Genomic DNA, 22,817 nt, shown 5'->3' on the forward strand with positions numbered 1-22,817 from the left:
ACTCAAACCCTGTTATCACTAAGGTTTGAGTCTTTTTATTTATTTTACACTTCGCCCCAATAAATTTCGGTCTTATAATCAAAAAACACTTGCCCACTCTGGTTATTTCGTTCAAATATATTCCGCAGCTCAGTCATCATATTCTCATAGCTTGGATCTCCGGGGACCGGAGTGTAGGAAGACGATCGAAGCCGCCCGCTTAAGCCCTCCAAATCAAATACCTGCTGATTGCTAAAATGCGCTACTTGCATCTGTCCTTTTTTGAAAAAGGAACTAAGGATCTCAGGGGTAATGTTCTTATGATTAACTTGAGTGTAGTTCGTGCCGAAGGTCTGCAGCAGCTGCTCATATTCCTCCAGAAATGGGGTACCGTAAGTAAGCCGGGAATTCCATATCAGAATAACTTTTCCACCCGGTTTTAGAATCCGCTTGAATTCCAATTGCGTTGCGTCCCTATCAAACCAGTGAAACGCTTGGGCGCATACTATAAAATCCATCGACTGATCTGATAATTCTGTATGTTCAGCAGACCCCGGCGATACAGAGAAATGGTTATCCTTTGCGAACTTCTCTTCCGCAGCTCTACGCATTTCCGGATTGGGTTCAACGGCAGTCACACAACTCCCGCGCTCCAGAAGTAATGCTGAGAATATTCCTGTTCCTGCACCAATATCAGCAATATCACAATTAGGTTGGAGCCCAATAGTATTGTACAAATAATTAATGGCTTCTCCAGGATAGCTCGGCCGATATTTCACATACGAATCTACCCGATTAGAAAATATTTCTTTGCTATTCATCCTTCGTCTCCTCCTAGGCGCTCAGGTTCATATTCACTTAATTTACCTTGGTAAACCAATCTCAGCCGATCACTTTGGCGAAAATCATCCGGAGTAACGAGTGCAGGCAGCTTATTCCATAACTTAATACCCGACCGCTCTAGAATTTCCGCTACAAATTGCGAACAAAAATAAGAGTTGCTGAATTCGACAGGCTCCTTCAGGGCAATGCCAATTACGCCGAGAATATTATAGAGATACTTTTGACGGCTTCGGATAAAGACTTGCAAGACCCGCTCCATTTTCTCCACTTCGCGGGCTGTAACTTGAAGTTCATATAGGACACATGTTGTATTTGGATATTTGCTGAACGTACCTGTCTTAATATCCTCCTTCACAAACCCTCCATTCAGGGGGTTGCTCGGATGCTTCCTGCCAAAGCTATACAGCTCGGAAAGCTCTCGATTAAAGGAGATCGAGGCATGATTATAGGGTGCTTTTGTATAGCCTTGAATGAGCTTCGTAAAAAGCGTCCCGGTATTCGTCAGTAATATAAAGACCGATGGATCTGCTGCCATTTACAATTTTCCCCTTATCAAGTTTGAGCGTTTCCTTCATAATAACATATGAACCCATTAATGGAATCTACTCTAGGACAAGTTGGTGATCAGTTATCGACCGCTCTTTATTAACTATAATTCTTATCTTTGCGGCCTTATCGGCCATTCACTTGATGTATGTAGTTATAGGAAAGCTACAGCCAAATAAGGATTATACGGGCATTGGCTTTCGCATCAAGACGTGGTGGGGAATGCTTTTTATCTTTTGCCTAGCTACCCTATTTAATCCCGTCGTCTCTCTGCTGTCTCTCATGGTGCTCTGCTTCTTTGCACTGAAGGAGTATTTCTCTATGATGAAATCACGAAAATCCGACCGCAGGCTATTTCTGTGGGCGTACTTATCCATTCCGTTACAGTTCTACTGGATTTATATCGAGTGGTACGGAATGTTTATTGTCTTCATCCCGGTTTATGTATTCTTGCTCCTACCGCTGCCCAGAATGATTAATAAAGGCACGGTTGGTTTTATGCGTAGTGTCAGCTCCACCCAATGGGGGCTTATGCTGATGGTATTCGGACTTAGCCACTTGGCCTACTTTCAATTTGCTACACCGGAGTATGGAGCGGGGCTTGTACTTTTTCTAGTAGTGCTAACGCAGCTCAATGATGTGGTCCACTATCTGGCATCACTTTATGTAGGGAAGCGGAAAATAGTTCCCACCGCCAATCCGTATTTGACTTGGGAGGGTTTCGCTTTCGCATTTGTCATCACGACAGGAGTTTCCTATCTAATCTATCCCTACCTGACGCCGCTCAACCCAATCTTCGGGTTACTGTCAGGCATGTTGATCAGCTTGAGCGGCTTCTTTGGCAGTTTAACTGTTTCCGTGTTAAAGCGGGATCTGCTAATCGGCGATGGCGATAAATTCGTGGCATTGAAGCAAAGCCATTTAAGCCGGATCGATAGCTTGACCTACACTTCACCGGTCTTTTTTCATGTCATTCGTTATTTTTTTGACTTCATGTAGATCATCTGATAGGGGGCTTGAATCAGCCCTTCCATGAATGATTATGCAGTATCTTCACCATCTGTTCTTGCTGGCTGGCGAACTGCTTATATCGATGTCCGTTGGCGCCCGAGGGGTGGGGAAATCCCCATAAGCAGCGTTGTTTATCAAGCTCACCTACGGACACAAGGAGTTGAAGTATACTTTCCACTGTTTTTCCTAAGGGAATAATTAAGGCCCGGCTCAGTATGTTCAGCTCCTCACGCAAGGACGATAATGCCTGCGCCCTGAGGAATGAATTTGAAAGTAGCTTGGGCTGGGCCCCACTATAATTTTTCTTATCCACGAACACAGGAAAACGCAATAAAGAGCTGGTGTGCAGGATCGTCTGCTGCTGCTGAAATAGTTCTTCACAAGAGATTAGGTCCAAGTGTTGCTGCAGTTTAAGTGTATCTAACATATGAATTAACGTGTTCCGCATGGAGCCTGCGAATCTGGCCGCTTCCTTTGCTGTCCTACATACTTCTTCATCTGACAAACCAGCTTCCAGACCTATGATCGCTTCTTGTATTGCTATGCCCATTTGTGTGAACCCGGGCGTTAACCCTATAATGATCACCTTAGCAGAAGGATTAATATACTCATTATGGGGGGCATAATACATTTCCACCTTGCCATTACGCTCCATTAGAAGCTTATCCACCTGCAGATCCTCTTTAGTTAGCACTGTACCCTTCGGGAGTGAGAGAATCGCCGATTTATACTGTTGCAGATAGGTAGAGAGGAGCATATCATCTGCCTCACAGGTCTCTATTTGTTATCGAACCACTCACCAGACGGCCTTCGTACCAGACGGCTTGGCGCTGCGCTCTTCGGGCTACTGCTTCAGCCGAACAGCTGGCATGCAGCAGCACAAAGCTAGCAGTGTCGCCAACCTTTGGCCATACCTGCTCACCTTTTGGATCAAGGGGTGTTAATCCTCCTGTTATAAATCTTAGGGATTGAGATAATGCCAATTCGTCATTGCAGCCGTACAACTCCGCGTAACGCCCTGCCTTCTCCAGTTGATCTCCATTTCCAAAAGGGGACCAGTGATCAGTAAGGCTATCCGTTGCCAGCTTCACTTTTACCCCTTGGCTGTGCAGCATTGGAAGTGGCATTATCATTCTTCCAATAGGCACTGTGGATGCAATAGTCATACCCAGTGATGCCATCCGCTTAGCTACCTCTTCTGCCTCTTGCTGCTGAGCTCCTGCGAACCAGAACGCATGACTGACCGTGACCTTTCCTTGCAAGCCAGCTTCTTCCGTCAGATCAGCTAACCGCGTCAGTGTTTTCTTTCCCGCTTCTTTTCCATCATGTAAATGAATATCAATGCCGGCATTACTCATCACAGCTAATTCCACCATCGTCTGAAGTGACTTCTCGATATCTCCATCCACCGTATAAGGATCTACTCCACCTACAAAGGTTGCTCCCTCTGCCAGAGATTGTTTTACCAGCTGCACAGAATCCGAGCGCAGCAGGCCATGTTGCGGAAACGCCACAATTTCAGATGAAATTTTGCCCGCGAATGTATTTAATGCTTGTACAGTCGCTTCTAATCGTTGCAAGCCGCTGACAGGCTCAATATTGCAATGGCTGCGCACATGTGTGGCACCAAACCCCTGAATAAGCGTCAGGATGCTCTCTGCTTGTTGTCTCGCCATGGGCAGCAGCTTAGGCAATAATACCTTCTCTTCCTCAATCCGTTCGAAAACACTGGACGCAGGCTTTACCGCTCTCCAAGGTCCATCGAAATATGTTTTATCTAAATGGATATGTGCTTCTTCGAAAGAAGGCAGCATCAACAACTCTTTACAGTCATATTTCGGGAGCTGGCTCTGAAGCTCGATGTCTGCTCCAACAACTTCTGAAATCTTATCCCCGTCAATGCGGAGATGACAAATCTTCGTATTCGTACCCGCTACTTGCCCATCCTCAATAACATAACCTTGTTCTAATCTTATATTGGTTAACCAGTAAGAAGCATTCAACATGCTACCCCATCCTTTTCTCAACAATTTATATAGATACGGACCGCTTTACTCTAAATGTTACCATAGCCCTTGCCATATAAAAAATGATTGAGAAATTTCAATAGCTACAGATCAATCTGCCCCCGATGTTTGACTCTGGATCTAGCTTCTCTACTATAACTAACTTCCTTGTTCAGCAGTTCATCCATCCGCAGACACTTCAGACCCTTTTTATCCATTTCTTTTAAGACTTCTTCTAATCCAGTGATCATATTCAAGGGCGCTTCTTCATCTGCCCACGGTGTATCTCCGCTGTCGTGTAGAACAATGATTGAGCCTGGTTTTATTTTTTTTATTAAGGCATCCTTTAATTGTTCTGCACTCAGTGACGCTTTCCAATCTCCGACCATGACAGACCACAATACGATTCGATAAGATTCTCTTAGCAAAAAGAAATCCCCTAGATTAAGAAGCCCCCAAGGTGGGCGGTAAAAGATAGGCCGCTCTCCTGTAATTCGCTCAACAATGTCTGCTGTGCGATCTACTTGCTTCCGTCTATTGGTCCAGGGGAACTGGATCCAGTTGGGTGTATGAGTATAATTATGAATGCCGATTTGGTGCCCTTCTCTGTGCATACGCTCGATCAGTTCCGGATATTTCTGCGCTTTTTTGCCCAATACGAAAAAGGTCGCCTTTATGCCATGCTCTTTTAATAGATCTAGAAGTTCAGGTGTATAACAAGGATCCGGACCGTCATCGAACGTAAACGCAATTTCCTTCTCTGCACCTACCTCCGAGTGAACCCCCCATCCCAATATTCGGGTAAGTGCAAAAGGAACGATCATATAAAGAACAATCACATCCACTGCTAAAATTATGAAGGCCCACATTAGGAAGCCGCCTCTGTCTTACGCGGGGCAAACCGCGCTTTCAAGGACTGCTTGCTAAGCACAAGCATCATGGGAGATAACTTCTCTGTGCTGTCCTCTATACGATGTTTCCCTTCCGGATGCAGCATGCGCAGTAAGAAACGAAGGTATATCCCGAACCAGTGCCGCTGCCATTTGGACTTGATGGGGCGCTGCTCAAACCCTATTCCATGAATAATCCCCCGGTGAAGCAGTGTAATCCCGGTTAGCACATTTACTTTGCTTAGTTCCGGATTGCTGTCTAGATCACGACTGATCTCCTTCATAGCCTCGCGAAGCATGCGTGCCGTACGAATTCCGGCCCGATCTGCGCCAAGCGTACGTGTCAGCTGCACGATCTGGCGATTGTCCAAATGAAGCTCACCCACCCAATCTCCCGGAAGTATCCGTTGCCCATCTTGGCAGACCAAACTTTCTCCGTGATATTTCAACACTACCAATTTACATATCCCGTATCTACGCACGGACTGACTACGAAATTTGGTGATGACAGCAAATATGTTCTCCCACATCATCCAAAGGGATTGTGAGAATAATTTTATAAATGGAACTGAGGTTATCATCATTTTTCCTTCTTTCCTGTTTGAGTTTATCTTCTAGCAAAATCCTTCACTAAACGCCGCGTATACCTGCCGATCATCTTTACCAGACTGTTTCCGAGATAAGCACCTATCCATAGAGACACTGCACCTAACAACATGAAGAAAAGTGAGATGTTGAATGTTTTATTTTCAATCCCAAATAGCGTTATAGAGGATACATCTAATAAATACAGGATAGGTGACAACAGGAGAATAATAGGGGTCAAGTAAAAAAGAGTGGCACAAATGAGACTGACCATACCGATGCCAAGTTGCAACATCAACCCTATAATCGCTCTCCAGTTATGATTATCCTGCAACTCCATCTTCACCTTTTCCCACAAGCTGCCTTCTTCGTGAGATCGGGTTGGTAGCGTGCGAACGGAGATATCCGTATAGACTTTAGTTCGAATTCGCTCATACTGTAAAAAAGTCTCGGTAGAACGCAAAACATAATAGAGGATCGGAATCCCCACTAAGGTGAAGGACATCGCAACTCCAAAGGTAATGCCCACCAAATAAAAACAAAAGTAAAATAGCCCTGTGGCAAAAGTAATTAATAAGAAACAGAAATTTCTCACATGTTTCCGGATCATTTGATTCATGCTTTTCTCTCCCTCTCTGCAATAAAAAATTGTTCATATCTAAGCAACTCTTATGCTAGTGCTTTTGGTGTAAAATCGACCAGTGCCATAATGTCATATGACAAAAAAAACACCCTACCGCCTACTCCCTCAAGGGAAAGCAAACAATAAGGTGTTTCTCAATTTTAACTGATTTAGATTTAGTCAGCGTTAATCCGAAATGCCAAAAGCCTTCTCGACTGCCTCCTCACGGTTTCGTACCCCGAGCTTAGCATAGATGGTGGACGCGTAATTTCTCACCGTTCCATCGGACAGATATAGTTTAGCGGCAATAGATTTATAACGCATTCCCTTCGAGAGGCATTCTAGAATCTCCAGCTCACGCGAGGTCAGCCCATATTCATTATTCTTCTCCGTCGGCGGCGCCTCTGAAGCTGGATGCATCTCATAGTGATCAATTAATACATTCGTAATATCGGGTGTAATCATCTTTACGCCCCGATGTACGAGACGTATTCCTTCGAACAGCTCCTGCGGCTCGGTAGACTTTAACAAGTAACCATCTGCCCCATTTTGCAGTGCCTCGACTGCCATATCTGCTTCTTGAAAAGTAGTCAGGATCAACACTCGTACCCCTGGCCATTTTTGCTTAATAAGCTTAGTCGCTTCTGCACCGTCCATGCCTGGCATATTTAAGTCCATCAGCACCACGTGAGGTTCTTCCTGCTCGCAGAGGCTTATTGCTTGTTCACCATTCTCAGCTAACCCAATAATCGCAAAATCCGGCTCCTGCTCTAGAATAATTCGCAGACTATCGCGGATATAGGGTTGATCATCCACCAGCAATAAACGAACCGTTTCCTCCTGTATCTCTTCAAGCCTTGGTAAACTGCAGGTCACTAAGGTTCCTTCCCCTGGCTTAGAGTAGAAATACACCTGTCCTTGCAAGTTGGAGGCACGCTCCTTCATCGCATTGACACCAAATCCTGCTTTTAAATCTTCAGTGCCTAATCCATTATCCTGCACATCCAGCCGAATCAACTTCTCTTCATAATGTAAGCTGATGACAATTTCACTGGCCTGGCCATGACGTACAGCGTTGGTTATCGACTCCTGCAAACATCTGTATAATGTCATTTGAGCCTGCTTAGATACTGTATACGGCTCTCCGAATGTTCTTAAGCGAATCTTAACCTTGGAGAAGGCCTGGAAATCATCCACTAATTTCTGTAGGGACTGCATAAGCGTCAATGCATCCTCCGAAGCGCCCACATGGTGCAAATATCGCCGAACATCATCCAAGCCATTGCGGGTTAGCTTTAACAAGGCATCTATTTTGTGCTCTCCTTCAGAGGTGTTCACCTCCGAACGTAAAGTCTCTAGCCCCATAATAATTGAAGTATAAGAATGCCCCACCGTATCATGCAGATCTTTGGATAAACGATCTCGTTCTTCCAGAAGTGTCATACGTTCAACTTGCGATATATACTGCTCTAAAACAGCATTTTGCTCCTTAATAATTCTACCCTGCTTGTGATTCACCACTAGTAAATGAAAAGCGAACCCAAGCGTATACACTAAACCCATGTTAAAAATCATTGATACAGCATCCATTTGTTGTGACAATCTAGATAACATAATTGGAATCAAAATGACCGTGATCGGAGCTGTCCAACGATAGGACTTCTCTGCACTATTGCTGGCAATCATAAAAGCGATAGGCAGAAAAGTTACGTATGATTCAGGAAACAAAGCAGCCAAATATAAGCAAAGTCCACCCGAAAAGAGGATCTCCGCGATCAGATAATACTTGTAATGCAGCTGCAAACAAAACCAAGGCACAGAAAAAGAGACCACGCCCCAAACAAACGCGATCCAGAACGGAATCGTAAAATCCTCCGAAAGATAACACATGGTGACCAAAAAAGAAGTAGAAAAACAAATCCGAAACAGGAGGACGAGCCAATCGTACCAGAACCACTGTTTGACCAGATTAAACAAGACATTTCCCCCTATATACTCTGCTGACTTAATCTTTATTATAGTGTAACCCCTTAAGGGCTCACTAGTTACAAAAAGTCATAAGTTGAGATGACATTTTTACTAATGGTGTAATTAGTATAATTAATCATTAAATGTCCCTCCGAATAAGTTGCTTTTTAAAGCAAAACACAGACTGTATGATAGTACATATTATTTGTCCATAAAATTGTAGTAGACCAATTAAACCAATAGGACAGCAAATTCTATAACGTACAACCACTATCGGAGGAATAATAAACTATGTTAGCCGCACTACTTCATGGCATTGCACTGGGCTTTGGATTAATTCTTCCACTTGGCGCACAAAATGTCTTTGTATTTAACCAAGGGGCCTCGCAACCACATTTTAAAAAAGCCATTCCCGTTATTGTTACAGCCGCTTTATGCGATACCCTGCTTATTTTATTAGCCGTATTAGGTGTTTCAGTCCTTGTGTTTGCCATCCCCGTTCTGCAGACCGCTTTATTTGCTGTAGGACTTTTATTTCTTTTGTATATGGGATGGTCTATCTGGAAAAGTACACCTACATCGTCAGCGCAAGACGCAACCCCTCTATCCTCTAAAAAACAAATCCTGTTCGCGCTGTCCGTTTCTTTATTAAATCCACATGCGATCTTGGATACTATCGGCGTTATTGGCACTAGCTCGCTTAGTTATACAGGCGTAGACAAAGTTGTATTTGCTGGCGCGACTATCCTAGTGTCATGGATTTGGTTCTTTGGGCTGGCTGTAGCCGGAAAAACTGTAGGACAAATCGACGCCAGTGGCAAAATCATGCGGATCATTAATAAGATCTCCGCGATCATTATTTGGATCGTTGCTGCTTATATTGCCTTCAAGCTTTTTTAAATGGAGGAAAAAGAATGCTGTACACCAATTTGCCGTATAATTATGTCCAATTTACACCATAATGTACTAGAATTTTGACTTACGGCGCAGAATGAGGTACATTACAATTTGGACGAACAATTAACAAACCAAAATACTATAATGTTCGCATTTAGAGGTGTAAATTATGAAAGAAGTATTCGATTATGAAGATATTCAATTAATTCCTGCAAAATGTATCGTAAACAGCCGTTCGGAGTGTGATACATCAGTCACCCTCGGTGGGCATAAATTTAGATTGCCGGTGGTACCTGCCAACATGCAAACCATCATTGATGAGAAGATCGCTATCTCCTTGGCGCAAAATGGCTATTTCTACATTATGCATCGTTTTGAACCGGAGAAACGTACGTCTTTCATCAAAGACATGCACTCCCGTGAATTAATCGCATCCATCAGCGTCGGAGTTAAAGAAGAAGAGTATGATTTCGTCGAACAATTATCCAAAGAACAGCTGGTTCCGGAATTCATCACAATTGATATTGCACACGGCCATTCCGAAGCAGTTATTCGGATGATCAAACATATTAAACAATACCTGCCTGCTAGTTTTGTTATTGCAGGAAATGTAGGAACACCTGAAGGCGTTAGAGAATTAGAAAACGCTGGAGCTGATGCTACTAAAGTTGGGATTGGACCAGGGAAAGTATGTATCACTAAGATCAAAACTGGATTCGGTACAGGCGGCTGGCAGTTAGCTGCACTACGCTTGTGTGCCAAGGCTGCAAGCAAGCCAATTATTGCCGATGGTGGCATTCGCACACACGGTGATATTGCTAAATCCGTACGATTTGGCGCTTCTATGGTCATGATTGGTTCGCTATTTGCCGGTCATGAAGAATCTCCGGGTGAAACCATTGAAATCGCTGGGAAGCTCTATAAAGAATACTTTGGCTCCGCTTCAGAATACCAAAAAGGTGAAAAGAAGAACGTCGAAGGTAAAAAAATTGCGGTTGAGCATAAAGGGGCTTTAGCAGAAACCCTAAGAGAAATGGAGCAGGATCTTCAATCCTCCATCTCTTATGCAGGTGGCAATAAATTAGAGGCTATCCGTAATGTGGATTACGTTATCGTTAAGAACTCCATTTTTAATGGAGATAAAGTCTATTAATTGAATACACAGGTGGGCAGGATGACTTAGGTCAATCTTGCTCACCTTTTTTTATGAGAACGAGTTCCGCTGGCCTACTTTGGGGTAATGGTAAGAATAAACTTCTATTAGATCACAATAGAGAGGATTATCCTTATGCGGCAAGCTATGATTATTATTAACCCCTCATCCGGTAAAGAGGAAGCCAGCCAATATGTCAGATACGCAACAAGAGTTCTAAGTGACAAAGACTACTCCGTTACGATCAACGAGACGGAAAAAGAACTAGACGCCACTCGTTATTCCATCACTGCTTGTGAGGAAGGTTATGACCTGGTTGTCTCCATCGGCGGGGATGGCACGCTTCACGAGACCATTAATGGTCTTATCGATCAGGAACACCACCCAAGATTAGGTGTGGTTCCTTTAGGAACGGCTAATGATTTCGCCCGTGCACTACAAATTCCACTGAATCCCGAAATAGCCATTCAAACCCTTGCCTCCTCTAACCTAAAAAACGTAGATATCGGTCGCTTAAATGACCGCCTATTCGGCAACGTTGTTGCTGTAGGTTCAATTGCCGGATCATTATCCTCTGTATCCTCCGAAGATAAAACCAAACTCGGCTCATTGGCATACTTGAAAGAAGGTCTTAAACAACTTACAAGCCCTACAGCCCACCCCCTTGTCATTCACCATGATGAACAATTATGGCAAGGAGACTCCTTACTCTTTCTCGCCGTATTAACCAACTCCGTCGGCGGGTTCGAGAATCTAATACCGGATGCTGCGGTGGACGACGGTCTGCTTCATTGTTTTATTATTTTGGACCTCAGTATATTCAATACCATTACAGCCAGTATATCTTTACTGCTAGGTACCCTTAAGGATCATAAAGACGTTGTCTATTTCACAGCCCACAATGTAAGTGTAAGCTCTCCAGAAACCGTAAGAACCAATGTAGATGGCGAAGAAGGTCCAACTTTGCCTATTACACTAAGTGTTCTCCCTCGTCATATCCAAGTCATTGTACCAGAAGTGGACTAACAAACAAAAAGCAGTCCGGAACTCAAAAAGTTCCAGACTGCTGCCCTTAATTTATGGACGCCCCGATCCATATCTTCCTACTAATCAAATGACTAAGAAGTTATTTCTATTCCACTACAATAAATTTTTTGCCTAATAACCACATTCCGCCGCTAATCCCTAAGAAATAAATAGGCATCGTCAGTAATGAACCATTATGAAGAGTGCTCATTCCCCACGTCGCCAAGCTAACAAGCAAATAATAGCCCAAGCTGAATATCGCACCTGCTGTTCCTACAACATCCTGAAATTGAACAAGAGCAAGACTTAGACAATTAGGTAAAGCAATCCCTGCACCCATTAATAGGACAAACAGCGTTATTAAAATACATACGATCACTATCATATCCGGCAGCGAGTCAAGACTGCTTGCGATTGTTAATAGCAAGGCTCCGCCCGCCATTACTAGACAGCCGATATGGATTATTTTTTCTGGGGCATAGAGGGTTAATAATCTTTTGGAGATCATTGCTCCTACAATCGACGCCAAAGCCACAATAATGCCGAGAAAACCATAGACTCCTGGCGAAATCTGAAAGTGTTCAATAAATATAAAAGGAGCTTCAGCATAATAGCTGAACAAAATTCCGTTAATGCCTCCAATTAGTAATCCAAACACCAATACACGCGGCAATGCGAGCATTTTTTTGACTATAGGCAGAATAGCCACCTTTTTTCTCATGGAAACATCAGTGGTTTCTGGCAGCTTCCAAAAAGCATACATAAATAACAACACACTCATCATTACTAATGTAAAGAAAACCGCTCGAAAACCAAAAGCTTGATCCACCCATCCGCCAATTAACGGACCTACTGCGGGAGTAAAAGCAATGACCGCCGAGATTTGGGCAAACATAACATGCCGTTTATTCCCAGAGACACTCTCACGAAGAATGGTTTGGGTAATAATCGAACCTGTTGCTGCTCCAAACGCTTGTATAAACCGGCTGACTAACAGCAGATGAATGGATTCTGAGTAAAAACACATCAAGCTTCCCATACCGTATACAAGAAGTCCAGCCAGCATGGAAGATCTCCGCCCGATGAAGTCAGACAACCAACCCCAGCTAAAAACACCTATAGCAAATCCAATAAAATATATACTTAACGTTAACTGTACAGAACTATTGGTGGCCCCAAGTGCTACTGCGATATCCGGTAACGATGGGGTGTAAATCGTCTCACTAATTTGCGGAAAAGCCACAAGAACAATCATTAAAAGTAACGATGGTGCTGCATATTTTTTCATCTTATTTTCGCCCTCCTACAAGCTTATATCCTCGAACAACTACAAGAATATGAGCCTAGCTAGGGAAATGGGGGCATCATTATGGCAAGACGACTATAAATCATCATGTTAGAAAATCACCTTTCATTGTTATGCTTTCATTGTTTTATAGGAGGGCTTACCCGAAAGATATCGGGCAAAGATTTGAGTTTCAATTATTCAACCAAAACATCATTATACACGGTAATAGAAAAGCTCTCAAACGAATCGCTTCGCCTGAGAGCTTATTTAGGTTAGGAATTTTGTTCTGATAATCCATGTATAGTTACGCCAACAGCGCTGGATTTCTTTTTGTCCTGAGAAGCATGTAGCTTTACCATCACAAATCTTGCAAACGGCTGTATTAATATACTTTCAGCGAACAGTGCAATCAGGAAATTTCTTGGCCAATTGGCTAAGAAGTGATTAAACGTTTGAGAACTCAACCCGTTTCCGATAATGTCTCCAATAAACGTCATACAAAATGACATCCCTAGTACGGTGAACAAGATACGGAATAGGATTTTGGCGTTGAAGCTATCGGTGGGTTGTGTGAATGTAGCTGTCAGCTTTTCGGCAATACGGCCAATAACAACAGGCTCAATAATCATGACAATTACCCAAATGATCGGAAACACCTTAAGAATCGTTAAGGCAACCTCACCATTAAATTCTCCAACCCCTAAAATGATATTTATTGAAGACATAAACAGTACCGTCAGTGTACAAATGATTGCACCATATAATGCCCCCTCCTTACCGTTTCTTGGTAATCTTGCTTCTTGATTCATGATGTTCTTCCTTTCAATATTGTCGGTAATAGTTTGGCGATAGTTTTTAAGGGAGTTGTAGATTTTTGCGTTAGGCACAACATCATCGCCCCTTCAATCGAAGCCGTCATCCACAAAGCCATATCGGAGGCTGATTCCTGCGAATAACCTTCAGTTACAAGCTTATCGCAGTAAATTCGTTCCATGTTCTCATAGAGCAAGCTACATGCCTGGCGAACAGGTTCACTCACCGTAGCCATTTCACTGACAATACTGCTAAAGGTATATCCGGTAATCGTGCCCTCAGTTTCTAAGTTGTGAACTAACTTGTCAATCATGGATTGTGTAGCTTCTAACGTCGATGGATGCTTTTTAAAAATATCCTCAATATCTATCGTAATTGCTTCATTTAAGCCCTTTAAACAAGCAATTAATAGTTCTTCTTTTCCATTTGGAAAATGATGATAAAGCGCTCCTTTGGTCACATTACAGGCTTTTAAAATTTCATTCACGCCTACATTTTTATATCCTTTTTGCTGAAAAAGAAGTGTAGCCGTATCAATCATTAGCGATTTTGTATCCACAATAACGTACTCCCCCTAACATACCAACCGGTCTGTTTGTTATTATAACAATATAAAAATGATTAATGTAAGTCTTTTTTGCTTTTTTTCAAAAAATATTTCATTATTTTCATTTATAACTGAAAACAGGATATGATCTAGTAAGTCTAGAAGTTAGTGTGAAGTTCAAAACATAATTGTTGTTATGAATAAAAAAGAATAGGGTGTATACATGAAAAAAAAAGCCTTAGTAATTATGCTGATAAGCTTGATTACTTTAATCTTTATCGCAGCTTGTAATGGTAATCAGAAAAAAGATGACTTTTTGACGCCATACCTTACTCAAGAAAATAAATCTTTTTCAATCCTAATTTTATCGGAGAACGATCGTTTTTTTGAGCAAACTAAAGAGCTTGAGGATATTTACAAGGAAAATATGACTTATATCAGCAAAGCAGGTGTTATCAAAAAAGATTCGAAAGAGGGCGACCGCTTAAAAGAGGATTTGAAGATCAACACTTACCCTTCATATATTCTATTGGATAATAAAAAAGTGCTGCTTATAAGCGAAAATATTGAGCAGTTTAAAACAGAGTCAAAACAAATTATAGAAGAAATTGTCAACAAATAATGCATAGACATTTAAGTGCCTACAGCAAAAAGGGCTCAGTTTCCTGAGCCCGCAAATACTTACTCTACTACGTTTTTATATCTGAAGAATTGTCCCAACATTCCACGTTCTCCAAACCCTCTATGCTATCTTTATAAAAGACAGGGTCCTTGCCTGCGCGCTTCTGGCGCTTATAATCCTGCAGGGCGGCAAAGGCCACCTTAGATAATAGAAGAATAGCGATCAAATTCACGATGACCATGAAGCCCATAAATAAATCAGCCAAATCCCATACCAATTGAACCTTAGCTACGGAGCCAAAAATAATCATCGCCAAGACGCTGTATCTATAGAATAGTAATACTTTTTTATTGGAGTTCAAGAATTCTATATTGGTCTCACCATAATAATAATTTCCGATTAACGTACTGAAAGCAAACAACAAAATCATGATCGCTAGGGATCCAGAGGCCCACGAACCAATATGTTCGCTTAATGCCGCTTGTGTCAGCTTAATTCCATCCAGCCCTGGCTGTTTATACGCATCAGATAACAAGATAATAAAAGCAGTACTCGAACAAATAAGTAACGTGTCTGTAAGTACACCCAGCGCTTGCATCAGCCCTTGTTTCACCGGATGACTAGTTGTTGCAGTTGCCGCAGCATTTGGAGCACTACCCATCCCCGCTTCGTTGGAGAATAGTCCTCTTTTCACCCCTTGCAGAATGACTGCCCCAAAAGATCCCCCCGCGATTTGTTCAAATCCAAAAGCACTTTTCACAATAAGCGCCAGAATCGCCGGTATTTCCGTAATATTAATTAACATAATAATAACAGCGGCCCCAATATAGATCCCTGCCATTACCACTACAATATATTCGGACATTCTAGCAATACGTTTAACCCCACCAAAGATAACTGCCGCAAAAGTAGCGGCGACTAGAAGTCCAAGAATCACCCGATTAGTGCCAAATGAATTCTCAAAGGCCACTGTAATCGTATTGGATTGAACTGCATTAAATACAAGACCAAAGGATAACGTGATCAAAACCGCAAATACCGCGCCCATCCAACGTTTTTTCAGGCCTTGCTCCATATAATAGGCGGGACCACCACGAAATCCAGTCTTGTCCTTCACTTTATACACCTGTGCCAGAGTACTTTCAATAAATCCGGACGCTGATCCAATAATAGCTATGACCCACATCCAAAAAACAGCTCCTGGTCCACCTATTGCGATAGCAATTGCGATCCCTGTAATATTCCCTGTCCCAACCCTTGCTGCCATACTGATACAGAAAGCCTGAAACGACGAAATGGAATCTTTTGACCTTTCATTGGACTCTTTAAGAACCCTAAACATTTCTTTAAACATGCCAAACTGAACAAACTTCGATCGAATGGTGAAATAAATTCCACAAACAATAAGCAGAACCACCAAAATTTTCGACCAAAGAAAGTCATTTGTTGCGCTAATCATACTGTCTAACATTTGTTGCATGTAAATCCGCCTCTCCATTGTGTCGATACCCAGTTGCTGAACCTTAAGTTACATAGTATTTTCAAATATAACAGCCCTTATTTCAAAAGCCAACAAAAAAAATTAGCCAGCAACACCATACCTTACACCGGTGTGAGAGCTATTTCTCCAACTTCATCTGAGTACACAAGCTCCTTTAGATTAATCTAGACTTTTTTCACATTAATTATATTTAATTACATACGAGTTGTATATAATTAAGGCTTTCACAATTAATAGTAAATAAGGAGGCTGAATAAAAAAGCAGCCGGTGCAAGAAATGTATGACTACAATGTATGCGCGTATTTATATCGTGGAAAACATTTGGTTTGATCCCACCGTTGTTTTGAACCATCCAACTATGGGATCGCTTGAGACATCCACTTCCAGTGTTATCTTGAATAATCATAGAGCAGATATTTTCGAGGTATTAATTAGCCACAGCTTTAAAATATTGGTACACCTGATTTAACTTCTTATCATGTTTCCCTTTCGGACTCTCCATATTCCCAAATTCAAAAAACTTCACTTTCTTGATGCCACAATATTGAAATAATGCTTTTCTCATCAGCACTTTATGGGAATTATTCAGCCAATATAAAGGATAGAGGGTCGGCCCCTTCATGCTGGAAATGCAAACCACTGACTTTCCTTTCAGCAGCCCTTCGGGGATGAGGCCACCCTTTTCTCTGTAAGCGAAATTAGAAGCAAACATTTGGTCAATATAACCGAGCAACATCGCGGGGGGACGTCCCCACCAGATTGGATACACAAACACAATTTTGTCGGCCTGACGAATCTGCTCCCGATACTTCTCGAGCTTGGGATCAATATGCATGTCTCTTCTACGTTTATTTTCATTAAAGACCAGCACAGGATCAAATTGCTCTTCGTAAAGATCAAGGACCTCTATCTTCGTGATCTTTTGATTCTCATTACTTCCCTGAATGACTTTATTGAAAAAAGCATAACTTAAACTTTTATGATTCGGATGTGTATAGATGACTAAAACGTTCATTGCTCCACCTCTTTAATTATCATTTGATAACAAAATGGTATCACAACCGTTATTTAGTTGTCAAATGATAATTGTATTATGATAATTATTTTGTTAATGTTTACAATAAGAGGTGATCCTTATGGACAAACAAGCGTTTTTTCAGAAAATTGTTACCTTTACGACAGCAGTCCATGAAGTAACATTTGACTTTACCAAAGATGTTAGACCGGAAGGCATTACGCCCGTTCAATATAGTATTCTGGAATATATTGCGGTTAGCCAGCCTGTTACCCTCAGCCAAATCAGCGATTGTAAGAATATCTCTATGCCGAATACCAGCCGTGAGCTCAAGAAATTAACAGAAAAAAACCTGTGTGAGAAGCTTGATGTCGCCGAGGACCGGCGTAAGCAAATGATTCGGTTGTCTGATGCTGGACAAGCGATGATGAACGAGGCTTTTGAACGGATCGGTGAACGTTTTCTGAACCGGATTAAAGAGGTTCCCCCAGAGGAATTAGCCGAGATTAACCATGCCCTCGATATCCTGCAATCTAAGGTGTTTAGCACCCAGCAATGATCCGAGAAAAAGACAGCAGAGCAGCGGTTCCCCATTAATGGGGGCACCGCTGCTCTGTGTTTTGGGTCGTTGGTTAGCTGACTCAAGACCGATTATTGGCTAGTAAAACCCAACGACTTCGAATCAGCCCCACCTTCAGCTAAATCGCCGAATCGTATTCGTCCACTGAGGCTTTCGGACCCAGATGACGTTATTGGCATATTTTTAGCCTTTTGTGCGTAGTTTCGGACTCCAGCGACGCTATTCCTATGAATCGGGTTCATATTGGGTGTTTTTTATGCCAATAGCTGCTATGCGGTCCGTTGGCATTCCAAATATACGAAAAAGCTGCATTTAAGGTCAGCTGAGTCCGAAAGACGCTCCCCTTATAATCACCTAATAGAAATAGGCACTCCTCTTAAGGAATGCCTTGATTTGATTATAAGTATTCTTAGCCAGCGAAATAGACTATTTCACCAGTCCGCTGATAAAGGTCTCAAAATTATCAGCCAAACGTGTGATTTTGTATTTGTTATCCCGATCTACATGAATAACCTCAGGTTCGCCATCATTCCCGAATTCGCGGTAATCCAGCATCACCACTTCATTCTCAGAAGGACAATCACAAATCACCACACCAACTTCAGGATAACGTCCATTTTCAATCACAGTCCGGCTGCCTGAAGCTCCACACAGCGACTTATTCTTATCTCGTCCAATTCCGTGGATACCAGAAATCGTAATAAATTCTCCTGTTCCCGGAATCGGATAACGATTGTTATGAGGAATTCCCCCATTATGTAACTTCATCATATCCACATAGGAAGCAGGCAGCTTGAAGACCAGCTCTTCTTGTACTGATGTAATCAATGCATCTGAAGGCGGATCAGAGATATATTCTGAGAACGCATACTCGCTGTCATCCCAGAAATTAGTGGTATCCAACGCTATTACAGGCTTCTTAGCAGGTTTGTTTACAGGCTTTCTCGCAGCTTTTTTAGCCAATTTACGTTTGATCCAGCCTAGAAACTCCAATGTGTCTTCATCATCAGGCTCCAGCTGATCGGCAATCGTAAACGCTTTTAAAGCTTCGTCATATCTTTTCAGATAATAATAAGAAACCCCGATACGGTAATGCCAGAGCGGGTCACCTTCACCCTCTTCTTCAATGCTCAAATACTGCTCTAAAGCCTCTTCATATTGCCCGAGATTATTAAGCGCCCTGCCCAAATGACTAGTCAGAACATAATCTCTTTCCTCTTCAGGAATTTCCGTGATTGCATCCACGATTTCTTGAAATTCATCTTCCTCATGCCATTCATCCAATTTTGCCAATAACTCATCACTCATCATTAATACCTCCTATTAACGATCACTCAAAATACCTATTAGAAATTATACCATTTCTAACCTATGCCCAGCCAATAACGCATGTCCTAGCCATATCAATCAAAAGACAACTTCCCTTTTTGCTGTGAAAAACAGACCGCAGCGTTTATCTGCGGTCTGTTTTTCGTATACAGAAAACCATTTATTTATGGGTAACTATAATTGCTGCCTTCTATCTTGCCTTTACGACTGCATCCCGTTTTCGATCCTCTGCAGGAACTCTTCAGCGGCACTATAGCCAAGCTGCTTAAGGTACCAATTATTCGCAGCCGCTTCGATCAGGCCAGCCACATCACGGCCAGGCTGAAGCTGAACTTCAATATGCGGAATTTGCACGCCAAGATAGTCTGTGAACTGGGGTTCGATTTCGAGCTCATTATTCAAGGAATTCTCCCGCCATGGTGACAACTCGATGTCGAGTACAATTCGTGTCTCTTCCTGAAAAGCTCTACGCCCGTACTGCCGTACAACGTTGATCAGACCAATACTGCGCAGCGCTAGGAATTCACGGGTCGTTTCATTATGTGTGCCAAGAAGCGTAGCCGGTCCCAGCTTCTTAAGCACAACTACATCATCGGCCACAAACCGATGACCTCTTCTAATGAGCGTGTGAGCGGTTTCGCTTTTTCCGATCCCGGACTTGCCCCTCAATAGGACCCCTATGCCGGACACGTTCACACACACTCCATGAATTGAAAGTTCAGGCGCCAGCGCCTTCACCAGATAAGTATCAATCTTTGCGATGAACTCTGACGTCGTCTCTTCCGTTCGAAGTAGTGGTATACCTTCTTGGTCGCAGAATAAAGTCAAATAAGGAATCTCCTGCTGACCCGTCGTCACAATAAAGCATGGGGGATGATACTTAACAATATTGCCAATATGTAACTTGCGTTGCTCAACGCTTAGCTTTAGCAGATAATTGATTTCTTTGCGGCCCAATACTTGTACTCGCTTCATGGGGAAAAAATCGAAGTAACCCACGAACTCCAGGCCAGGTCTATGTGTCTTTGAGCGAGTAATCTCACGGTCCATGCAGCTAGCACCCGCAAGCACTTCCAGCTTAAACGTTTCCGTAAGGCTTTGAACGGTAATCGATTTCAATGTTGTTCTCCTCCTGTGGCTACGTATTTTGAATACGTAATACGGTTACCGGGATATATTCAACGACGAATAGAATGATTCCTGCAAAAGAAATAGGCAGATCAAGAGATATTAACAACTATGTTCCTTCAAGAAAATTAATAAGGTATATCTCCGGCTGCGTGAGAAATTCTGCAAAACTACATAAATCCGCGTACGTCTGATGTTCCACGTCGTAACAGCCGATCAGGCCTTTTTTCTTCGGATTCCACATAAGCAGCAGATCAGAGTAATTATCTATATCGGCTGACAGACGGAGCAGCTTTTGCCGGCCGATTTTCATTTCAATGGTATCAGTTAATGTGAAAAAGTCGATATATCTAATTTCATATTCATTTTGTGTTAGCTCAAGACGCAGATTTTTTCCAGTAAGAAAGCTAACCAATTCATCAGACAATTTATATTTTCTCAGCTCAAACTTCTTGTTCTCGATATCATGAAATTCAGCCGGCTCTAACGATTTCAAATAGTCAGCCAAAGCTGTATTCTTATTACTCACTGCAATGGTGTACGGGCGATCGCCATCTTTTTCTGCCAAGGTAACGTCTGCGCCACGTTCAATCAAAAATTGTACCATCGCTTGATTACCAATTCTCGTGGCAACTGTTAACGGAGTCGCTTGATAAGGATAGACCATATCGGATTTGTTGTAATTAATGTCCACCCCATGATCCAGTAAATAAGTAACGGTCTTAAGGTCATGATCTGACACCGCTTTGCGTAATACGCCCCCACCATGCTGCTTAATATCTAATCCTAGCTCATGTATGAGCGGGATATTGTTTTTGTTGCCATAGTAGGCCTGCGAATATGCACCTGACTTGACCTGATTAAGCTTGTCCAGTTTAGCCCCTTGTGCTGCAATATAGCGGACGATATCTTCTTTGCAATAGCGAACCGCGAGCAAAAAAGCCGGATTATTCTTCACATTCAGATTTACACCGTGCTGTACCAGCAGCTTTATGACATCCATTCTCTCTGATATAAGCGCCAAATCTAACGGGGTTAACGTAGTATATTGGCTAAGGACGATGCCCTCTTCAATATCCCAGCCTGCTCTAATGGCAGCCTCTAATTCCGGAATGTTTCCATTGTAAATATGCATGGCCATTTGCGGCAGTTCCTGGAACTTCCCTATATCCTTCAGACGGATCATCCATTATCCACTCCTACTTCAAGTATTATGAAGAGTATAGAGAACCGTATAGTAAAAAACAATCCAAACTAAGGATGTTGTTCTAACAAATAGTCCTCATAATATTTAGATCGGCAAGATTCTTGCTGCTATTCAAAAAAATAAAAAGAAGCTCCGTTAATACACGAAGCTCCTGTTTACAATTTATGATGGTAAGTAAAGTTGAAGCAGCTTGCTGTTGGCAGCGAGAAAGCTGGCTATATCCCTCTTTATCCTTGGATGTCCCGTCTCGCCTCTTGCTCGGCAAGAATCTCGTTATCTTCCGCGTTATCCCGCGTCACTTTCTGAACGCCAATAGCGCTATAAGAAATCAAGAGAATAACAGCTATGTAATACCCCTTTACATTTAATTCAAATGGAGCATTGTAAAGACCAATAAAAAACATCGCATACCCGATAATCAAACCCACAAAAGCCATAATTGTGAAGGCCCCTGTGTTTCTCATCCTGTGTTTAGGGTTATCCAAACGAAATTCTTTATCCTCTGTATTGTCCCTGACCACCTTTTGCACAACGATACAGGAAATCGTAATTAACACCATACAAAGCAAATAATACCCTTTTACGTTTAGCTCCCAAGTGTCGTTGTACACTCCCAAACAGAATAGAAAAAGTCCTGCCCCCAATGCAAAATACGATGCCCCCGTAAAAGCAGCCGTGTTGCGTTTGCGATATCTCTGATTCATCTGATAATTCCTCTCCCACTACAGACTTGAATGATGATATATCCTTCTCCACTATACCGTGGAACATCGGTAAAATTCTACCATGAATCAGGTTGTTTTAGGGAATTTCAGGAATTTTTTTACTATACAAATATAAAATAACGCAAACACCGAAAGGACGGTCTCAGTCCCATACAATATAGGACAAAAACCGCCTCCCGCGATCTCAGCAACATATATTAGAAAAATGCTACTGCCTTTCCTGGTCCACCAATTGCTGCTGTGCGAGACGAATCATTTCGCGGACCATCGTTCCACCAATTTTACCGCCGATCTGGCCCACCGATTCTGTGCTCAAATGACCATTTTGACCGTGCTCCAAAGGGACACCCAGTTCTTTTGCAACTTCGTATTTCACATCATCAGGCCGCTCCGGATCTACGTCATACCCCTCGCGGCGCATCACTTCCGCTTTAAAAATTTGCATTCCGCGGCTGGCTCCCGGCACTGCATATTTCCTGTTTCTTCTAGACATCCTTATCCCCTCCCAAACCTGTTTTAAATAACATGCCCGGAA

24 protein-coding genes and 1 pseudogene are annotated in these 22,817 nt (G+C 42.4%); 6 read left to right on the top strand and 19 right to left on the bottom strand.

All coding sequences use genetic code 11. The annotated features are described in order from the left end of the window. Nucleotides 1-44: 44 nt before the first annotated feature. A complete protein-coding gene (locus NSS82_RS29590; RefSeq protein WP_036682291.1) occupies nucleotides 45-800 on the bottom strand; it encodes a class I SAM-dependent methyltransferase in 756 nt (251 codons plus the stop codon). Beyond that, nucleotides 797-1,357 (bottom strand): hypothetical protein, encoded by a 561-nt coding sequence (locus NSS82_RS29595; RefSeq protein ID WP_036682293.1) that lies wholly within the window; start codon nucleotides 1,355-1,357, stop codon nucleotides 797-799. The genes NSS82_RS29590 and NSS82_RS29595 overlap by 4 nt, the downstream gene beginning before the upstream one ends. 95 nt (nucleotides 1,358-1,452) lie before the next feature. Here NSS82_RS29595 and NSS82_RS29600 point away from each other — a divergent pair, with 95 nt between their 5' ends. Next, nucleotides 1,453-2,367 (top strand): phosphatidate cytidylyltransferase, encoded by a 915-nt coding sequence (locus tag NSS82_RS29600; protein WP_076132799.1) that lies wholly within the window; start codon nucleotides 1,453-1,455, stop codon nucleotides 2,365-2,367. Nucleotides 2,368-2,389: 22 nt separating this feature from the next. Here NSS82_RS29600 and NSS82_RS29605 read toward each other — a convergent pair whose 3' ends face one another. The 6 genes from NSS82_RS29605 to NSS82_RS29630 all read right to left on the bottom strand — a co-directional run bounded on the left by NSS82_RS29605 (nucleotide 2,390) and on the right by NSS82_RS29630 (nucleotide 8,459). Then, nucleotides 2,390-3,136, bottom strand: coding sequence for a uracil-DNA glycosylase family protein (locus NSS82_RS29605; RefSeq protein WP_076272965.1), 747 nt, complete (start codon nucleotides 3,134-3,136; stop codon nucleotides 2,390-2,392). A gap of 10 nt (nucleotides 3,137-3,146) precedes the next feature. After that, complete coding sequence (locus NSS82_RS29610) at nucleotides 3,147-4,385, bottom strand: amidohydrolase (RefSeq protein ID WP_076272966.1); 1,239 nt, start codon at nucleotides 4,383-4,385, stop codon at nucleotides 3,147-3,149. A gap of 104 nt (nucleotides 4,386-4,489) precedes the next feature. After that, the gene (locus NSS82_RS29615; RefSeq protein WP_076132805.1) at nucleotides 4,490-5,254 is read right to left on the bottom strand and encodes a polysaccharide deacetylase family protein; all 765 of its coding nucleotides are present in this window, start codon (nucleotides 5,252-5,254) and stop codon (nucleotides 4,490-4,492) included. After that, nucleotides 5,254-5,859 (bottom strand): YkoP family protein, encoded by a 606-nt coding sequence (locus tag NSS82_RS29620; RefSeq protein WP_076272967.1) that lies wholly within the window; start codon nucleotides 5,857-5,859, stop codon nucleotides 5,254-5,256. The genes NSS82_RS29615 and NSS82_RS29620 overlap by 1 nt, the downstream gene beginning before the upstream one ends. A 23-nt stretch (nucleotides 5,860-5,882) precedes the next feature. Beyond that, nucleotides 5,883-6,479, bottom strand: coding sequence for a sensor domain-containing protein (locus NSS82_RS29625; RefSeq protein ID WP_036682302.1), 597 nt, complete (start codon nucleotides 6,477-6,479; stop codon nucleotides 5,883-5,885). 189 nt (nucleotides 6,480-6,668) lie between these two features. Further along, on the bottom strand, nucleotides 6,669-8,459 hold the full coding sequence (locus tag NSS82_RS29630; RefSeq protein ID WP_076272968.1) for a helix-turn-helix transcriptional regulator: 1,791 nt from the start codon (nucleotides 8,457-8,459) through the stop codon (nucleotides 6,669-6,671). Between the two features lie 282 nt (nucleotides 8,460-8,741). Here NSS82_RS29630 and NSS82_RS29635 point away from each other — a divergent pair, with 282 nt between their 5' ends. The 3 genes from NSS82_RS29635 (at nucleotide 8,742) to NSS82_RS29645 (ending at nucleotide 11,526) form a co-directional block, all read left to right on the top strand. Continuing rightward, the gene (locus NSS82_RS29635) at nucleotides 8,742-9,350 is read left to right on the top strand and encodes a LysE/ArgO family amino acid transporter (protein ID WP_076272969.1); all 609 of its coding nucleotides are present in this window, start codon (nucleotides 8,742-8,744) and stop codon (nucleotides 9,348-9,350) included. A gap of 166 nt (nucleotides 9,351-9,516) precedes the next feature. Continuing rightward, nucleotides 9,517-10,500: a GMP reductase gene (guaC, locus tag NSS82_RS29640; protein ID WP_036682307.1), complete on the top strand. Its 984-nt coding sequence runs from the start codon at nucleotides 9,517-9,519 to the stop codon at nucleotides 10,498-10,500. 135 nt (nucleotides 10,501-10,635) lie between these two features. Beyond that, nucleotides 10,636-11,526 carry a diacylglycerol/lipid kinase family protein gene (locus tag NSS82_RS29645; protein WP_076132812.1) on the top strand — a complete coding sequence of 297 codons (891 nt, stop codon included), beginning with the start codon at nucleotides 10,636-10,638 and terminating at the stop codon, nucleotides 11,524-11,526. Between the two features lie 106 nt (nucleotides 11,527-11,632). Here NSS82_RS29645 and NSS82_RS29650 read toward each other — a convergent pair whose 3' ends face one another. The 3 genes from NSS82_RS29650 to NSS82_RS29660 all read right to left on the bottom strand — a co-directional run bounded on the left by NSS82_RS29650 (nucleotide 11,633) and on the right by NSS82_RS29660 (nucleotide 14,186). Next, nucleotides 11,633-12,814 (bottom strand): multidrug effflux MFS transporter, encoded by a 1,182-nt coding sequence (locus NSS82_RS29650; RefSeq protein WP_076132814.1) that lies wholly within the window; start codon nucleotides 12,812-12,814, stop codon nucleotides 11,633-11,635. A gap of 272 nt (nucleotides 12,815-13,086) precedes the next feature. Beyond that, nucleotides 13,087-13,623, bottom strand: a complete 537-nt coding sequence (locus NSS82_RS29655; protein WP_036682312.1) for a DUF2798 domain-containing protein — start codon at nucleotides 13,621-13,623, stop codon at nucleotides 13,087-13,089. Further along, nucleotides 13,620-14,186 carry a TetR/AcrR family transcriptional regulator gene (locus NSS82_RS29660; protein ID WP_076272970.1) on the bottom strand — a complete coding sequence of 189 codons (567 nt, stop codon included), beginning with the start codon at nucleotides 14,184-14,186 and terminating at the stop codon, nucleotides 13,620-13,622. The genes NSS82_RS29655 and NSS82_RS29660 overlap by 4 nt, the downstream gene beginning before the upstream one ends. A 211-nt stretch (nucleotides 14,187-14,397) precedes the next feature. On the opposite strand from NSS82_RS29660, the gene NSS82_RS29665 reads away from it, so the two are divergent. After that, the gene (locus NSS82_RS29665) at nucleotides 14,398-14,796 is read left to right on the top strand and encodes a hypothetical protein (RefSeq protein WP_076272971.1); all 399 of its coding nucleotides are present in this window, start codon (nucleotides 14,398-14,400) and stop codon (nucleotides 14,794-14,796) included. A 67-nt stretch (nucleotides 14,797-14,863) separates the two neighbouring features. Here the strand turns inward: NSS82_RS29665 and NSS82_RS29670 are convergent, their stop codons facing one another. Together NSS82_RS29670 and NSS82_RS29675 are read right to left on the bottom strand one after the other, a co-directional pair. Next, nucleotides 14,864-16,276, bottom strand: a complete 1,413-nt coding sequence (locus NSS82_RS29670; protein WP_076272972.1) for an alanine/glycine:cation symporter family protein — start codon at nucleotides 16,274-16,276, stop codon at nucleotides 14,864-14,866. A 449-nt stretch (nucleotides 16,277-16,725) separates the two neighbouring features. Next, a complete protein-coding gene (locus tag NSS82_RS29675; RefSeq protein ID WP_036682318.1) occupies nucleotides 16,726-17,313 on the bottom strand; it encodes an NAD(P)H-dependent oxidoreductase in 588 nt (195 codons plus the stop codon). Nucleotides 17,314-17,434: 121 nt separating this feature from the next. On the opposite strand from NSS82_RS29675, the gene NSS82_RS29680 reads away from it, so the two are divergent. Continuing rightward, a complete protein-coding gene (locus NSS82_RS29680) occupies nucleotides 17,435-17,872 on the top strand; it encodes a MarR family winged helix-turn-helix transcriptional regulator (RefSeq protein WP_076105115.1) in 438 nt (145 codons plus the stop codon). Nucleotides 17,873-18,319: 447 nt separating this feature from the next. On the opposite strand, the gene NSS82_RS29685 is transcribed toward NSS82_RS29680, so the two are convergent. The 6 genes and pseudogenes from NSS82_RS29685 to NSS82_RS29710 all read right to left on the bottom strand — a co-directional run bounded on the left by NSS82_RS29685 (nucleotide 18,320) and on the right by NSS82_RS29710 (nucleotide 22,775). Continuing rightward, nucleotides 18,320-19,201, bottom strand: coding sequence for an SMI1/KNR4 family protein (locus tag NSS82_RS29685; RefSeq protein ID WP_076272973.1), 882 nt, complete (start codon nucleotides 19,199-19,201; stop codon nucleotides 18,320-18,322). A 222-nt stretch (nucleotides 19,202-19,423) separates the two neighbouring features. Then, nucleotides 19,424-20,341 carry an HPr(Ser) kinase/phosphatase gene (hprK, locus tag NSS82_RS29690; RefSeq protein ID WP_036682323.1) on the bottom strand — a complete coding sequence of 306 codons (918 nt, stop codon included), beginning with the start codon at nucleotides 20,339-20,341 and terminating at the stop codon, nucleotides 19,424-19,426. Between the two features lie 118 nt (nucleotides 20,342-20,459). After that, nucleotides 20,460-21,536: an ankyrin repeat domain-containing protein gene (locus NSS82_RS29695; protein ID WP_038573856.1), complete on the bottom strand. Its 1,077-nt coding sequence runs from the start codon at nucleotides 21,534-21,536 to the stop codon at nucleotides 20,460-20,462. 248 nt (nucleotides 21,537-21,784) lie between these two features. Continuing rightward, the gene (locus tag NSS82_RS29700) at nucleotides 21,785-22,021 is read right to left on the bottom strand and encodes a YiaA/YiaB family inner membrane protein (protein ID WP_305953524.1); all 237 of its coding nucleotides are present in this window, start codon (nucleotides 22,019-22,021) and stop codon (nucleotides 21,785-21,787) included. Between the two features lie 57 nt (nucleotides 22,022-22,078). Beyond that, nucleotides 22,079-22,261 (bottom strand): annotated as a pseudogene (locus NSS82_RS29705) (YiaA/YiaB family inner membrane protein); the annotation flags it as partial. Between the two features lie 229 nt (nucleotides 22,262-22,490). Continuing rightward, nucleotides 22,491-22,775, bottom strand: a complete 285-nt coding sequence (locus tag NSS82_RS29710; RefSeq protein WP_076272974.1) for an alpha/beta-type small acid-soluble spore protein — start codon at nucleotides 22,773-22,775, stop codon at nucleotides 22,491-22,493. Nucleotides 22,776-22,817: the final 42 nt, after the last annotated feature.

This window comes from Paenibacillus sp. FSL H7-0735, from assembly GCF_038008505.1.
GTDB lineage: Bacteria > Bacillota > Bacilli > Paenibacillales > Paenibacillaceae > Paenibacillus_AQ > Paenibacillus_AQ odorifer.